We start from the raw sequence: 15,240 nt of genomic DNA on the forward strand, positions 1-15,240 counted from the left end.
GAGAAGGGCCGTCGGGACATTCGTCCCGGCGGCCCTTCTCCCCAGCCCCACCACACGCGACCCGGACCACGCGTATGGTGAGCATCCTGAGTCCACCGTCGCACTCGAGAGGCGTCCATGTCGACCTTCCTTCTGTGGCTGAGCACCCTGCCAGCCCTCGCGCAAGTCCCGATCATCATCGCGGCGTTCGTCGCCCTGGTCGGAGTCCTGATCTTCTTCATCGAGATCGCGCCGCGTCGCGGTCGGGTGTACACGATCCTGCGGCTCGCCGCGTGCGTGCTCATCCCCCTCCTGATCCTCGCGGCCCTCGAGTCGTACACCATCGCGATCATCGCGGCGGGTGTCCTCGGCGTCCTCTTCTTCTGGCTCGACTACCGCTCGTCCGAAGGCGCCGGCTACCTCTTCCAGCTCGTCGGCTTCCTCGCGCCCGCGATCGTCCTGCTCATCATCGGACTGGTGGTCCCGACCATCCAGACCACGATCCAGGCGTTCTTGAACGCGCGAGGCGACACCTTCGTCGGCTTGGACAACTTCGTGTGGATCTTCACCCAGCCGCAGGCCGTCCGCACGGTTCTCAACACCATCGTGTGGGTGCTCATCGCCCCCGTGGTCTCGACCATCGCTGGCCTCGCCTATGCGGTCTTCATCGACAAGTCGCGCGGTGAGAAGTACTTCAAGATCCTCGTGTTCATGCCAATGGCCATCTCGTTCGTGGGAGCGTCGATCATCTGGCGCTTCGTCTACACGGCCCGTCCGGCCGGCGAACAGCAGATCGGTCTGCTCAACCAGATCATCGTGCTCTTCGGCGGACAGCCCGTCACGTTCCTCGCGGTCGACCCGTGGAACACGATCGCGCTCATCGTCGTGCTCATCTGGGTCCAGACCGGTTTCGCGATGGTGGTGCTCTCCGCCGCGATCAAGGGCGTTCCGGCCGAGCAGATGGAGGCAGCCGAACTCGACGGCACCAACGCGTGGCAGCGCTTCATCAACGTGACGGTCCCGGGCATCCGCTCGTCGCTCGTCGTGGTCCTCACGACCATCTCGATCGCCTCGCTGAAGGTCTTCGACATCGTCAGGACGATGACCGCCGGTGCGAACAACACATCCGTCATCGCGAACGAGATGTACACCCAGTTCAAGAACTTCGAGCAGGGGCGGTCGGCGGCGTTCGCCGTCGTGCTGTTCCTCCTCGTGCTGCCGATCGTCGTGTACAACGCGAGGCAGATCAAGAAGCAGAGGGAGATCCGCTGATGAGTGCCGTCACCCCCATCGACCTGCCCGTCGACGCGGAGCAGAAGAAGGTCCTCGCCCGGGGCGAGCGTCGTGCCGAGACCGGTTTCGCGAAGGGGGCGAAGCGTCGACTCACGTCCCGCGGAGCGACCATCGCCGCCCTCGTGATCGCGATCCTCTGGACGATCCCCACCTTCGGACTGTTCGTCTCGTCGTTCCGCCCGGCCAACGAGGTCCGCACCACCGGATGGTGGACGATCTTCAGCAACTTCGGGCTCACGATCGACAACTACGTCACGGTCCTCGGATCCGGCAACAGCCAGCTGACGCTCGCCGACGCGTTCATCAACTCGATCGCGATCACGCTCCCGGCGACGGCCATCCCGCTCGTCATCGCGTCGCTCGCGGCGTACGCCTTCGCGTGGATGAACTTCCGCGGCAAGAACGTCCTCTTCATCGGGGTCTTCGCGCTGCAGATCGTCCCCATCCAGATGGCGCTCGTTCCGTTGCTGCAGCTGTTCTCGCGCGGCGAGATCTTCGGTTTCCCGGTCATCGCGGCGCTCGGTCAGTCGGGGTACGCGCAGGTGTGGATCGCCCACTCGATCTTCGCCCTGCCTCTCGCGATCTTCCTCCTCCACAACTTCATCGCGGAGATCCCGGGTGAGGTCATCGAGGCGGCGCGAGTCGACGGGGCCGGTCACGGTCAGATCTTCTTCCGGATCGTCCTGCCGCTCACGATGCCGGCGATCGCGTCGTTCGCGATCTTCCAGTTCCTGTGGGTGTGGAACGACCTGCTCGTGGCGTTGATCTTCGCCGACGGTGCCGTGGCCCCGATGACGAAGCTCCTCGCCGAGATCACCGGTAGCCGTGGTCAGGACTGGCACCTCCTCACGGCGGGTGCGTTCATCTCCATCCTGGTTCCGCTCATCGTGTTCTTCAGCCTGCAGCGGTACTTCGTCCGGGGACTCTTGGCCGGGTCCACGAAGGGCTGATCCCGGCTCCCGAGCGGGGGAGAGCGACGGCGGCGGACGATGGGGTCCGCCGCCGTTCGTCGTCTCCGCCGCGCCGTCCGCCGTTCCGTCGGCCGTGTTCGGAGGTGCCGGATCGCTCCGCGTCCGCTGAGCGCGCAACCGGCCGGAGCGGTGCCGCGCGAGACGTAATGTGAGCGTATGAGTATGCGGGGCGGCGGGCCTCGCGCCCGGGTGAGCGCGAGCGACGAGTCGATGCAACGCGCTCTGAACGCCGAGTCGCCGAGGATCCCCGGGCTGTTCCGCCGCATCAGCGGACTCTTCCGCCCGTACCGGTCGCAGCTCATCGTCACCGCCGTGCTCGTGGTGGTCGCAGCCGGACTCTCCGTGATCCCGCCGCTGCTCGTGGAGCAGGCGTTCGACGTCGGACTGTTCCCGGAGACCGGCGGCCCCGATCTGGCGGCGCTCTCGCGCATCGTCGTCATCATGATCGTGCTCTACGTGGCGACGAGCGGCCTCGGGGTCTGGCAGACCTACCTCACGGCGACCGTCGGCAATCGCGTGATGGGCAGGCTGCGCGTCGAACTCTTCAGCAAGCTGCAGTCGATGGAGCTCAGCTTCTTCACCCACACGAAGACCGGGATCATCCAGTCCCGCCTTCAGAACGACGTGGGCGGTGTGGCGAGCGTCCTCACCAACACCGTGTCGAGTGTGCTCGGCAACACGGTGAACGTCCTCGCTGCGGTCGTCGCGATGCTCCTCATCGACTGGCGTCTGACGATCGTCGCGCTCGTCCTCATGCCGGCCCTCGTCGCCGCCCAGCGGCGGGTGGGCCAGGTGCGCGCCCGGATCGCGACCCAGACGCAGGAGTCGCTCTCCGACATGACGGCGATCACGCAGGAGACGCTCGGCGTCTCGGGGATCCTCCTGTCGAAGAGCTTCAACCGGCAGCAGAGCGAGATCGACCGGTATCGCGGGGCGAACGACACGCAGATCACGCTGCAGGTCCGTCAGGCGATGAGCGGGCAGTGGTTCTTCGCGATGGTGAGCGTCTTCCTCTCGTCGATCCCCGCGATCGTGTACCTCGTGTCCGGGTGGCTCATCGTCGGCGGGAGCACCGGGGTCACGGCCGGGACGATCGTCGCCTTCACGACGGTGCAGTCGCGGTTGCTGTTCCCTCTCATGGCGCTCATGCGTGTCGGCCTCGACGTGCAGACCTCCGGGGCCCTGTTCGCCCGCATCTTCGAGTACCTCGACCTGAAGCCCCGCGTGACGGACAAGCCGGACGCGATCTCTGTGGAGGAGGCTCCCGGACCGCTCGGCCTCGTCGAGTTCTCCGACGTGTCCTTCCGGTACCCCGACGCCGCTGACGACTCGCGTCCCACGCTCGACGGTGTCTCGTTCCGGATCGAGCCAGGGCAGTTCGCCGCGTTCGTGGGGCCGAGCGGCGCGGGGAAGACGACCGTCTCCTACCTCGTGCCCCGGTTCTACGACGCCGTGAGCGGCAGCGTGTCGTTCGCGGGCGCCGACGTGCGCGACCTGACGCAGGACTCCCTCGTGTCGCACATCGGGATCGTGTCGCAGGAGACGTCGCTGTTCCACGCGACGATCGCCGAGAACCTCCGGTACGCGCGGCCCGAGGCGACCGACGAGGAACTCAGGGCAGCCGCGATCGCCGCGAACATCCACCAGACGATCGAGTCGTTCCCCGACGGGTACGACACGATCGTCGGCGAGAGGGGCTACCGCCTCTCGGGGGGCGAGAAGCAGCGCATCGCGATCGCGCGCGTGCTCCTCAAGGACCCGGCGGTGCTCGTTCTCGACGAGGCGACGAGCGCTCTCGACTCGATCTCGGAGCGTGTCGTGCAGCACGCCCTCGAAGCGGCGTCGGCGGGACGGACGACGATCGCCATCGCGCATCGGCTCTCGACGATCGTCGATGCCGACGTGATCATGGTCGTCGACGCCGGCCGCATCGCGGAACGCGGGACCCACGCAGAACTGCTCGCGCTCGGCGGCATCTACGCACGCATGCACGCGGAACAGCGAACGGGTGCGCTCTGACACCTCGCGCGGCTCGGGGGTTCAGCGCGAGGCCGGGGCGGTCAGGAAGGGATCTCGTCCGTCGCCCCGCGGTCGGCGAGCATCGACTCCATGAGATCGATCTCCGACTGCTGGCTCGAGACGACGCCGTTCGCGAAGGTCGTCACCGTGGAGTTGGTGCTCCGGACGAGGACCGCGTCGGCCATCTCGATGGCTCCCTTGTGGTGCGCGATCATGAGCTGGAGGAAGTAGATCTCGGCGTCCTCGCCCGAGAGCCCCTTGAGCGTGGCGATCTGCTCGTCCGTCGCGAGGCCGGGCATCGGCGACCCCGGCTCGTGGGCCGTGGGATCCGCCGTGTGGTCGTGCCCTGTCGCGCCGTCGAGCGCAGGGCGCGTCATCCACGTCATCGACGGCTCCGAGCCCGCTTGAGACAGGCCCCACTCCTGGAGCCAGCCGTACATCATGCCGGACTGCGTCGCCTGCGTGGTCGCGATGTCGTACGCGAGGGTGCGGACGTCCTCGGCGTCGGACAGATCGCGCACGATGAACGCGAGCTCGACACCCTGGTTGTGGTGCGTCTGCATGTCGCGGGAGAAGCCCGCCTCGGCACTCGTGTCGGTCGGCGTGGCCTCGCCGAGCGTCGACAGGCGACCGACGGAGAACGAGACGGCGGCGACGACGAGCACGACGAGCACCGCGACGACCGTGACCGCGATGGGGGAGCGGCGGCGCGTCGGTCGCGCGCGGCCGTCCTCACGGTCGTCGGTGTCCATGTCGTCGTCGATGTCCGTTCGACCGACCCCGGTCGTCCCGTCGGTGGTCACTCGGGTCAGCTCACCTTCCCGGGGCCGTCGACGGCGCCCGTGCAGGACGCGCCGGGCTCCGGCACGTCGTTGCTGCGCCAGTACTCCTCCATGAACTCGCCGATGCGCTCGTCATCGACCGAGTCGACCTGGAGCTGCACGTTCCACCCGCTCAGGACGACCTCGCTCGGGAGTCCCTCGAAGGGGGAGAGGATGACGTACGTCGAGGGAAGCTTCGAGCGCAGCGTCTCGACGTCGGCGTCGCTCATCGACGGGTTGTACGTGACCCAGATCGCCCCGTGCTCGAGAGAGTGGACGGCGTTCTCGCTCGCCGGCTGCTCCGTGTAGATGCCGCAGTTGAGCCAGTACGGGTTGTGCTCGCCGCCCGCCGGAGGCGTCTGCGCATAGGTGACGGCGCCCTCGACGTGGCCTGCGGTGTTGTCGAAGGTCTGCACGCCCTCGATCTCGGCGCCTGTACCTCCGGCGGTGTACGACGTACTCGTCGGGGCCGTGAGGACGATCGTCGTCACGACGAGCGCGACGACCGCGAGGCTTCCGACGACGGCCGACCAGATGCCGATGCGGCGGTTGCGCGCCTTGCGGGCCTGCTCCTTCTTGTACGCCTCGACCTTCTCGAGGCGCTGGGCCGCTCGCTGCTCCTTCACACTCTGCTTCTTCACTCCCGGGGGGAGGGGCGAGCTGGGCGGCTGTTGCTTGGGGGTCACGGGGGCCTCTCGGTCTCTGGTCACTCGTCATCAACAAAACTAGGGGATGGCGCTGTGTATTCCCTTGAATGGACGCGAGGGATCGCGCAGGCGAGCGCCGGGCGTCTCGTCTAGAGTGGAGGCGTGTCGTCCTCCTTCACCTGTTGTCGCTGTCGTTAGTCACGTCGAACGACCCTGCCCGGGCGAGGGCGCATCACATGACAGGGCACCCATGAGTGCAGATGCAGGCAGTGCTCGAGCGAGCGGCTCCTGCGAAGGCAGAGACCAAGGACACATCAGATGAAGTACGCACGCACGATCCTCGACCTCGTGGGGAACACCCCGCTCGTCCAGCTCAACTCGGTCACCGACGGCATCGCCGCGACGGTGCTCGCGAAGGTCGAGTACATGAACCCCGGTGGTTCAGCGAAGGACCGCATCGCGAGCCGGATCATCGACGCGGCGGAGGCCGAGGGGAAGCTCCGCCCCGGTGGGACGATCGTCGAACCCACCTCGGGCAACACCGGCGTCGGCCTCGCACTCGTGGCCCAGCAGCGCGGCTACAAGTGCGTCTTCGTGCTGCCCGACAAGGTGGGCGAGGACAAGCGCAACGTCCTCACGGCCTATGGTGCCGAGATCGTGATGACCCCGACGGCCGTCGCCCCCGACCACCCCGAGTCGTACTACAGCGTCTCCGACCGGCTCACGGCCGAGATCCCCGGGGCCTTCAAGCCCAACCAGTACGCGAATCCCAACGGCCCGCGCAGCCACTACGAGACCACGGGTCCCGAGATCTGGCGCGACACCGAGGGCAAGCTCACCCACTTCGTCGCCGGAGTCGGTACCGGTGGCACGATCTCCGGCACGGGGCGCTACCTGCGCGAGGTCGCGGGAGATTCCGTCCGCATCATCGGTGCCGATCCCGAGGGCAGCGTGTACTCGGGCGGGACGGGGCGCCCCTACCTCGTCGAGGGTGTCGGTGAGGACTTCTGGCCGAGCGCGTACGACCCCACGGTGGTCGACGAGGTCATCCCCGTCACGGACGCCGAGTCCTTCGAGATGACGCGCCGCCTCGCTCGCGAGGAGGGTCTGCTCGTCGGCGGATCGAGCGGCATGGCCGTGGTGGCCGCTCTCCGAGCGGCGCGCGACCTCCCGGCCGACGCCGTCGTCGTCGTGCTCCTGCCCGACGGCGGGCGCGGCTACCTCGCCAAGATCTTCAACGACAAGTGGATGCGCTCGTACGGCTTCCTCGAGGAGGCCGCCGACGCGACGGTGGCCGACGTCGTGTCGGCCAAGGGCGGCGCGATCCCCGCGCTCGTCCACGCCCACCCCATCGACACGGTGCGCGACGCGATCGCGGTCATGAGCGAGTTCGGCGTCAGCCAGTTGCCTGTGCTCACGGCCGAACCGCCCGTCGTCATGGGAGAGGTCATCGGGGCGGTGTCCGAGCGGTCGCTCCTCGAGAGCGTCTTCTCGGGTGAGACCAAGATGTCGGACACGGTGGCGACGGTCGTCTCCGAGCCGCTCCCCATGATCGGCTCGGGTGAATCGATCGCGGCCGTGCGCGCGGCGCTCGCGACCTCCGACGCCCTCCTCGTCACCCTCGACGGCAAGCCGCACGCCGTCATCACCCGTCACGACCTCCTCGCCTTCCTCGGCGAGTAGAGGCACCGGCACCAGACACCCCGAAGGATCGTCATGGCGAAGAAGACCACCTCCCGCACGACCGCCGCTTTCGCGACGCGCGCCATCCACGCCGGTCAGGAGCACGACCGCACCACGGGCGCCGTCATCCCCCCGATCTTCCAGTCGTCCACGTTCGTGCAGGACGGGATCGGCGGACTGCGCGGCGGGTACGAGTACGGCCGCAGCGCGAACCCCACCCGTACGGCGCTCGAGAAGCAACTCGCCGCGCTCGAGGGCGGAGCGCACGGCCTCGCCTTCTCGTCGGGCCTCGCAGCCGAGGACGCGCTCCTGCGTGCCGTGGTCCGCCCGGGCGACCACATCGTGATCGGCAACGACGTCTACGGAGGCACCTACCGGCTCGTCAGCCGGATCTTCGGCGCCTGGGGCGTCGAGCACACCGTCGTCGACCTGGGTGACCTGCGCGCCGTGCAGAAGGCGATCCGCCCCGAGACGAAGGTGCTGTGGGTGGAGACGCCCTCGAACCCGCTCATGAAGGTGAGCGACATCGCCGAGCTCACGGAGATCGCCCGCGCCGCGGGTGTTCTCGCCGTCGTCGACAACACGTTCGCGTCACCGGCGCTGCAGCGCCCGCTCGGCCTCGGCGCCGACGTCGTCGTGCACTCCACGACGAAGTACATCGGAGGCCACTCCGACGTCATCGGCGGGGCCCTCGTTCTGGACGACGACGAGCTCGAGGAGAAGGTGCGCTTCCTGCAGTTCGCGGCCGGCGCCATCGCCGCCCCGATGGAGGCGTGGCTCACCACTCGCGGGATCAAGACGCTCGACGTGCGCATGCAGCGCCACTCGGAGAACGCGGGTCGCCTCGCCGAGTTCCTCGACGGGCACCCGGCGATCGAGACGGTGTACTACCCCGGCCTCGCCTCGCACCCGGGTCACGCGCTCGCGGCCGCGCAGATGTCGCGGTTCGGCGGGATGCTCTCGATCGCGGTCGTTGGCGGCGAGCGGGTCGCTCGGCGGTTCGCCGAGAAGACCCGTCTGTTCCAGCTCGCGGAGTCGCTCGGGGGAGTGGAGTCCCTCGTGAACTACCCGTCGCTCATGACCCACGCGTCGGTCGCGGGAACCGAGCTCGCCGTGCCCGAGAACGTCGTGCGACTGTCCGTGGGCCTCGAGGACGGCGACGAGCTGATCGCCGACGTCGACCGAGCCCTCGCCCGCGCGGTCAAGCAGCGCTGACCCGAGCGGGCTCCCGCAGCCCGTCCGACGACCTCCCGGGCGACCGGATCGGTGCAGGGGCTGGTTGCGACTCGAAACGATTCGATACACTGGGAACGAGCAGCGACTCCCTCGGGCCCTGACGTGGCGCGTCGCTCGATCCGCTCCCCTCCGCCTCCTGCCTGAAAGCCGTTTCGTGACGACCGTCGTTCACCCCGGCGATTCGCTGTCCCGCCGACAGCGCGTCGTGTACATCCTCGTTCTCGGCGCCCTCACCGCGCTCGGTCCGTTCACCATCGACCTTTACCTCCCGGCCTTCCCCGTGCTCGAGGACGACCTCAACGTGAGCGCCGCCCTCATCCAGCTCACACTCACCGGCACGACCGTCGGATTCGCGGTGGGCCAGCTCTTCATGGGGCCGTGGAGCGACAAGGTCGGCCGACGCCTTCCTCTCCTCCTCGCGACGAGCGTGCACATCGTCGCGTCCATCGGCGTGATCCTGTCGCCCGACATCGTCTGGCTCGGTGTGTTCCGCGTCCTCCAAGGCGCGGGGGCGGCCGCTGGCGGCGTCGTCGCCATGGCGATGGTGCGCGACCTCTTCGGGGGAAAGCCGCTCGTGCGCATGCTCTCCCGCCTCGCCCTCGTCAACGGGCTCGCGCCGATCCTCGCCCCCGTCATCGGCTCGCAGCTGCTGCTCTTCACGGACTGGAGGGGACTGTTCGTCTTCCTCGCCGTGTACGGCGCTCTCGTCGTGACGGCCGTCGCCCTGTTCATCGTGGAGACCCACCCGCCGGCCCGCCGGGCGGAGGCCGGGCATAGCACGATGGGTCAGCGCTACCGCGCGCTCTTCAGCGATCGTGCCTACATCGGCGTCGCCCTCATCGGAGGCATGACCTTCTCCGGGCTCTTCGCCTACCTGTCGTCGTCGTCGTTCCTCTTCCAGGAACAGTTCGGACTCGACGCGCAGCAGTACGGCCTGCTCTTCGCGGTGAACTCGATCGGCATCGTGATCGGCGTGCAGATCTCGTCGCGCGTGATGCGTCGGTATGGCCCGCAATGGATCCTCGCCTGCACGACGGCCGTTCATGTGCTGACGGCGACGACGATCGTCGTCCTCGCGCAGACCGATGCCGGACTCCCCGGAATCCTCGTCCCGCTCTTCTTCTACATCATGGCGTGCGGGTTCTCGTTCCCCGCCGTGCAGGTGCTCGGCCTCGCGAACCACGCGAAAGAAGCGGGCACGGCCGCGTCCCTGCTCGGCGCGCTCAACTTCGGCCTCGCCGGGGTGATCTCCCCGATCGTCGGCGTCCTCGGCATCTCGGCGACGGCCATGGGCTCCGTGATGCTCGGAACGGCGCTCGTCGCGGTCTTCTCGATCTGGGTCATCGTCCGTCCCCGGACCGTCCCGGCCCTCGGCAACTGACGGACGCGCGTCGATACCGCCGTCGCCCGGACGCGACGGCGGGTAGCGTGGGGTGATGGCCCCGCGCAGACGCTCCACCGGCATCCTCGTCGGGGTCGGCCTCGCGCTCATCGCCGCGGCGGCCGTCTGGGGAGTGCTGATCGCTGCCGGGATCGTCGCAGAGCCCAACGCGTTCGACTCCTGGTGGTCCACGATCGCGACGGCGATGCGCTCGCCCGCGACGGTGACGATCGCCCTCGGGTTGAACCTGCTCGGTCGCGGGATCGTCGCGACCCTCGTGGTGCCGGCGGTGCTCGTACTCGTCCTGCTCGTCGCTCGCCGGCCGGGGTCCGCGGTGACGCTCGTGGCCGCGCTCGCTCTGACGTGGGGTGCCACGCGGGTGCTCAAGTCGGTGGTCGCTCGGGACCGACCGGAGGACATGCTCGTGGAGAGCGACTTCGGCTCCTTCCCCTCCGGCCATGCCTCGAACGCGGCGGCCGTGGCGACGGTGTTCTTCCTGCTGATCCGCTCGGCCTGGATCCGCATCGTCGCTGTCGTCTACGTCCTCGCCATGATGTGGTCGCGCACGCTGCTCGGCGCCCACTGGGCCACCGATGTGGTGGCTGGAGTGCTCGTCGGCACCGGTGTCGCGATCGTGGTGGTGACGCTCGCAGCGCCGCTCGTGCGGCGGGAACCCCTCGGGAGGCGATCCCGTGGCTGATCTCGACTCCGCGCACTCGGCCGCCGAACGGGCGGCGGCGCGCGCCGACGTGGAGATCGTCGAGGTGTCGACGCCGGGAGAGGCGGCGGCCACCGTCGACATGTTCTCCGCGACCTGGGGTGAGGGTCGAGGGGCCGACCCGTCGACGCTGCAGGCGATCGCGCATGCGGGCAACCCCGTGCTCCTCGCTCGGCGCGGTGACGCCGTGCTCGGTGCGCTCTTCTCGTTCATGGGGTGGCACGGCGGTCTCCACGTCCATTCGCACATGACGGCCGTCGCGCCGCAACTGCGGTCCGGCGGCGTCGGCCTCGCTCTCAAGCTCGCCCAGCGCGCACAGTGCCTCGAGCACGGCATCACCGAGGTGCGGTGGACCTACGATCCGCTCATCCGCCGCAACGCGCGCTTCAACCTGTGGAAGCTCGGCGCCGACGTGGTCGCCTTCCACCCCGACTTCTACGGAGTGCTCGACGACGCGATCAACGGGACGGATCGCAGCGACCGCTTCGAGGTGAGCTGGCGTTTGGACGCGCCAGAGGTGGATCGTGCGTATTCGGGGTCGGCGCGTCTCGACGCCATCCCGACTCGACGCGACGACCTCGCCCTTCCTGACGACTTCGAATCGCTGCGCCGAACGGATCCGGCGGCCGCAGCGCTGCTCCGGGAGCGAAGCAGGACACGAATCGCCGACGCCGTCGGCGCGGGATCGTCCGTGCGGTTCACGGGAACGGGATACGTCTTCGACCGCGCTGACGGCGCGGACGACGAGGAGGAGACACGATGAGGATCGACCGCATCGAACTGCACACGATCGGGATGCCGCTCGTCCGGCCGTTCGAGACGAGCTTCGGACGCCAGACGGAGAGGGAGGTGCTGCTCGCCCATGTGATCGCGGATGGCGTCGACGGGTGGGGCGAGTGCGTTGCGGGCACCACGCCCGACTACAGCTCGGAGTACGTGGCCGGTTGCGCCGTCGTGATCGAGCGCTTCCTCGCTCCCGTCCTCCTGAGCGCCCCCGACGTGACGGCCGATGCGCTCGACGACCTCTTCGCCGGCGTGATCGGTCATCGAATGGCGAAGGCGACGCTCGAGGCTGCCGTGCTCGACGCCGAGCTCCGCTCGACCGGCACCTCCTTCGGCGAACGACTCGGAGCCGCGCGCGACCGCGTGGAATGCGGCGTCTCCGTGGGCATCAGCCCCGACATCGAGACCCTGCTCGCCGAGGTCGACGGTTATGTCGAGGAGGGGTATCGGCGCATCAAACTCAAGATCAAGCCGGGCTGGGACCTCGAACCCGTCGCACGGGTGCGGGAACGCATCGGTACGCTCCCGCTGCAGGTGGACGCGAACACCGCCTACACACTCGACCACGTCGACCACCTGCGCCGATTGGACGAGTACGGTCTGCTCCTGATCGAGCAGCCCTTCGTGGAGGAGGACATCGCCGCGCACGTGCTCCTGGCCGACTCGATCGAGACCCCCGTGTGCCTCGACGAGTCGATCACGTCGACCGCCATCGCGATCGACGCGATCGAGCGCGGCGCGACGAGCATCGTGAACATCAAGCCGGGTCGCGTGGGCGGATACCTCGAGGCCGTGTCGATCCACGACGCGTGCCGTTCCCTCGACGTGCCCGTGTGGTGCGGCGGAATGCTCGAGACCGGCGTCGGTCGCGCTATGAACGTGGCGCTCGCCGCGCTCCCCGGGTTCGTGCTCCCCGGCGACACGAGTGCGTCCGGACGGTACTTCGCCGAGGACCTCACGGAGCCGTTCGTGCTCGACGACGGATACCTCGACGTGCCGACGGGACCGGGATCCGGCGTGGAGGTGCGGACGGAACTCCTCACACGGTGGTCCATCGCCGAACCGCTCGTGCTCACGCGACCATAGGATGACCGACATGGCTGCGACCGACGACGGTGTGCCCGTGACCGACCCCTCCTCCGATGCGCACGCGCGAGCGCACGAGCTCGCGGCCGCCGCGGAACGCGCACAGGCCGCGGCGCATGAGGCGATGAGGCTCGCGGAGGACGCCGCGCGTGCGGCCCGTGAGGCGCTCACCGCCGCGGGGATCGCCCCGGTGCCGGCGTCGTCGGAGGCGACCGCTGACACGCTCGCGACCACGGCGTCGACCGCTGCTCCGACCCCTCCGACGGCTCCGACCCCTCCGACGGCTCCGACTCCTCAGACGGCTCCGGCCGCTGCTGCGGGGCCGACGCCGACGGACGGACCACTGGACGAGGACGAGCTCGCCGCGATCTCCTCCGGGTACGCCACGGCGGGAGCCGCCCTCGAACTCGGTGCCGTGGTGAACGGTGACGCGGTCCCGTCGGTGCAGGTGCGCATCCCGATCTCGATGACCAACCGACATGGTCTCATCGCCGGGGCGACGGGCACAGGCAAGACGCGCACCCTCCAGGTCCTCCTCGAGCAGCTGTCGGCTGCGGGTGTCCCCGTGTTCGCCGCCGACATCAAGGGCGACCTCTCCGGCATCGCGACTCCGGGTGAGCCGAGCGAGAAGCTCCTCGCCCGCACGGCGGGAATCGGCCAGGAGTGGGCTCCGGCCTCGTACCCGACCGAGTTCTTCACTCTCGGCGGACGGGGTGCCGGTGTGCCGATCCGGGCGACCGTCGCGGGCTTCGGACCGCTGCTGCTGTCCAAAGCGCTCGGTCTCAATGCGACTCAGGAGTCGAGCCTCGGTTTGGTCTTCCACTATGCGGAGGACGCTGGGCTCCCGCTCCTCGACCTCGCCGATCTCCGCGCCGTCCTCACGTATCTCGTGAGCGACGACGGGAAGGCCGAGCTCGCGGACCTCGGCGGGCTCTCGAAGGCCACGGCCGGCGTCATCCTGCGCGAGCTGATCACCTTCGCCGACCGGGGAGCGGACGTGTTCTTCGGGGAGCCCGAGATCGACACGGCCGAGTTCCTCCGGCAGAGCGGGGACGGTCGAGGCATCGTGAGTCTGCTGGAGGTGCCGGGCGTCGCCGACCAGCCGGAACTGTATTCGACGTTCCTCATGTGGCTGCTCGCCGACCTGTTCAACGACCTTCCCGAGGTGGGTGACCTCGATCGCCCGAAGCTCGTGTTCTTCTTCGATGAGGCCCACCTGCTGTTCGCCGATGCGTCGAAGGACTTCCTCGCGCAGGTCGTGCGCACCGTGCGCCTCATCCGATCGAAGGGCGTCGGCATCTTCTTCGTCACGCAGACGCCGAAGGATCTGCCCTCCGACGTGCTCGCGCAGCTCGGGTCACGCATCCAGCACCAGCTGCGGGCGTTCACGCCGGAGGACGCGAAGGCGCTCACTGCGACGGTCTCGACGTATCCGACGTCCCCGTACGACCTCGCCGAAGTGCTCACGAGTCTCGGGACGGGTGAGGCGGTGGTGACCGTCATGAACGAGAAGGGAGCGCCGTCGCCGGTGGCCTGGACGCGGCTTCGCGCGCCGCTCGCCCTCATGTCGCCGACACCGGAGCCGGCGATGCAGGCGGCGGTCGCATCGTCGCCGCTGCTCGCGCGATACGGAACGGCCGTGGATCGCGAGTCGGCTCGTGAGCTGCTCACTGCTCGCCTCGAGGCGGCGACGGCGGAGACGCGCCGTGCCGACGCCGAGGCGGAGGCAGCGAAGGCCGAGGCCGAGTACGTGAAGCAGAAGGCCGCGATGGACAAGGCCGCGCGCGCGGCAGAGGAGAAGGCCAGGCGAGAATACGATCGGCTCCTCAAGAAGACGTCGGGCTCGTCGCGGCGTCCCAGCTCGCGCTCGTCGTCGACGTCCGTGCTCGAGCAGGTCCTCGGCTCGTCGGCGACGAAGACGATCCTCACGGGTGTGGTCGAGGGCATCTTCGGCACGAGGCGGCGGCGGTGACGGCGTGAGGATCCGCGAGATCACGGCGGCGGACCGGGACTCCGTCGCGCGCATCTGCCGACTGACCGGACGCGGGGGCGACGACGCCACGGGGGACTACCTCGACGACGACGTCCTCGCCGACGTGTATGCGACGCCGTACCTCGAGCACCCGTCGGGTTTCGGGGTCGTGGCCCTGGGGGAGTCGGGCGACGTGGTCGGATACCTGATCGGCACCACGGACACCGAGGGCTTCGCGCGATGGTTCGTCTCGGAGTGGTGGCCGAGGGTGAGCGGTTCCAAGGTGCCGCTGACCCCCGCGGACGTGTCGCTCTTCCGCGGAGCATCGGATCCCGACCGGATGCTCGTCTCCCACCGTGCGCGGTATCCCGCGCATCTCCACATCGACCTGCTCGAGGAGGCACGCGGAGCCGGCACGGGTCGGCGGCTCGTCGAGGCGGCAGTCGTCGTGCTTCGGGAGCGCGGTGTGACGGGCGTGCACCTCGTCGTGTCCGCCTCCAACGACGGCGCCATCGCCTTCTACGAGCGGACGGGCTTCACGGCACTGCTCGACGATGTCGGGACCGTGCCGGGGGACTCGATCGTCTACGCTCGCGACGTATCGCCGGGAGACGCCGGATCCGAGTGACCGGGAGCGGAGGGCCTTCGTGG

The 15,240-nt window shown here is 68.8% G+C and carries 13 protein-coding genes; 11 read left to right on the top strand and 2 right to left on the bottom strand.

Annotated features, from left to right (window positions below; translation table 11 throughout):
* Positions 1-117 precede the first annotated feature (117 nt).
* From CLV49_RS11235 to CLV49_RS11245, 3 genes are all read left to right on the top strand, one after another.
* Complete coding sequence (locus tag CLV49_RS11235) at positions 118-1,251, top strand: carbohydrate ABC transporter permease (protein ID WP_106563626.1); 1,134 nt, start codon at positions 118-120, stop codon at positions 1,249-1,251.
* Positions 1,251-2,222 (top strand): carbohydrate ABC transporter permease, encoded by a 972-nt coding sequence (locus CLV49_RS11240; protein ID WP_106563627.1) that lies wholly within the window; start codon positions 1,251-1,253, stop codon positions 2,220-2,222. The genes CLV49_RS11235 and CLV49_RS11240 overlap by 1 nt, the downstream gene beginning before the upstream one ends.
* A gap of 183 nt (positions 2,223-2,405) precedes the next feature.
* A complete protein-coding gene (locus CLV49_RS11245; RefSeq protein ID WP_106563628.1) occupies positions 2,406-4,262 on the top strand; it encodes an ABC transporter ATP-binding protein in 1,857 nt (618 codons plus the stop codon).
* A gap of 41 nt (positions 4,263-4,303) precedes the next feature.
* Here the strand turns inward: CLV49_RS11245 and CLV49_RS11250 are convergent, their stop codons facing one another.
* On the bottom strand, positions 4,304-5,065 hold the full coding sequence (locus tag CLV49_RS11250) for a DUF305 domain-containing protein (protein ID WP_243696603.1): 762 nt from the start codon (positions 5,063-5,065) through the stop codon (positions 4,304-4,306).
* Between the two features lie 5 nt (positions 5,066-5,070).
* Positions 5,071-5,769, bottom strand: a complete 699-nt coding sequence (locus tag CLV49_RS11255) for a thioredoxin-like domain-containing protein (protein WP_106563629.1) — start codon at positions 5,767-5,769, stop codon at positions 5,071-5,073.
* A 279-nt stretch (positions 5,770-6,048) separates the two neighbouring features.
* Between CLV49_RS11255 and CLV49_RS11260 the strand changes: the two genes are divergently transcribed.
* The 8 genes from CLV49_RS11260 to CLV49_RS11295 all read left to right on the top strand — a co-directional run bounded on the left by CLV49_RS11260 (position 6,049) and on the right by CLV49_RS11295 (position 15,217).
* Positions 6,049-7,413, top strand: coding sequence for a cystathionine beta-synthase (locus CLV49_RS11260; protein WP_106563630.1), 1,365 nt, complete (start codon positions 6,049-6,051; stop codon positions 7,411-7,413).
* A 33-nt stretch (positions 7,414-7,446) separates the two neighbouring features.
* Positions 7,447-8,628 carry a cystathionine gamma-synthase gene (locus CLV49_RS11265; protein WP_106563631.1) on the top strand — a complete coding sequence of 394 codons (1,182 nt, stop codon included), beginning with the start codon at positions 7,447-7,449 and terminating at the stop codon, positions 8,626-8,628.
* Between the two features lie 175 nt (positions 8,629-8,803).
* Positions 8,804-10,030 (top strand): multidrug effflux MFS transporter, encoded by a 1,227-nt coding sequence (locus tag CLV49_RS11270; protein ID WP_106563632.1) that lies wholly within the window; start codon positions 8,804-8,806, stop codon positions 10,028-10,030.
* A 55-nt stretch (positions 10,031-10,085) separates the two neighbouring features.
* The gene (locus CLV49_RS11275) at positions 10,086-10,730 is read left to right on the top strand and encodes a phosphatase PAP2 family protein (RefSeq protein WP_106563633.1); all 645 of its coding nucleotides are present in this window, start codon (positions 10,086-10,088) and stop codon (positions 10,728-10,730) included.
* On the top strand, positions 10,723-11,511 hold the full coding sequence (locus CLV49_RS11280) for a hypothetical protein (protein WP_106563634.1): 789 nt from the start codon (positions 10,723-10,725) through the stop codon (positions 11,509-11,511). The genes CLV49_RS11275 and CLV49_RS11280 overlap by 8 nt, the downstream gene beginning before the upstream one ends.
* The gene (gene menC, locus CLV49_RS11285) at positions 11,508-12,617 is read left to right on the top strand and encodes an o-succinylbenzoate synthase (RefSeq protein ID WP_106563635.1); all 1,110 of its coding nucleotides are present in this window, start codon (positions 11,508-11,510) and stop codon (positions 12,615-12,617) included. The genes CLV49_RS11280 and menC overlap by 4 nt, the downstream gene beginning before the upstream one ends.
* Positions 12,618-12,627: 10 nt before the next feature.
* Positions 12,628-14,589, top strand: a complete 1,962-nt coding sequence (locus tag CLV49_RS11290) for a helicase HerA-like domain-containing protein (RefSeq protein ID WP_106565041.1) — start codon at positions 12,628-12,630, stop codon at positions 14,587-14,589.
* A gap of 4 nt (positions 14,590-14,593) precedes the next feature.
* Positions 14,594-15,217, top strand: a complete 624-nt coding sequence (locus tag CLV49_RS11295; protein WP_158261960.1) for a GNAT family N-acetyltransferase — start codon at positions 14,594-14,596, stop codon at positions 15,215-15,217.
* Positions 15,218-15,240: the final 23 nt, after the last annotated feature.

Origin of the sequence: Labedella gwakjiensis, from assembly GCF_003014675.1 — a bacterium.
Classification (GTDB): Bacteria; Actinomycetota; Actinomycetes; order Actinomycetales; family Microbacteriaceae; genus Labedella; species Labedella gwakjiensis.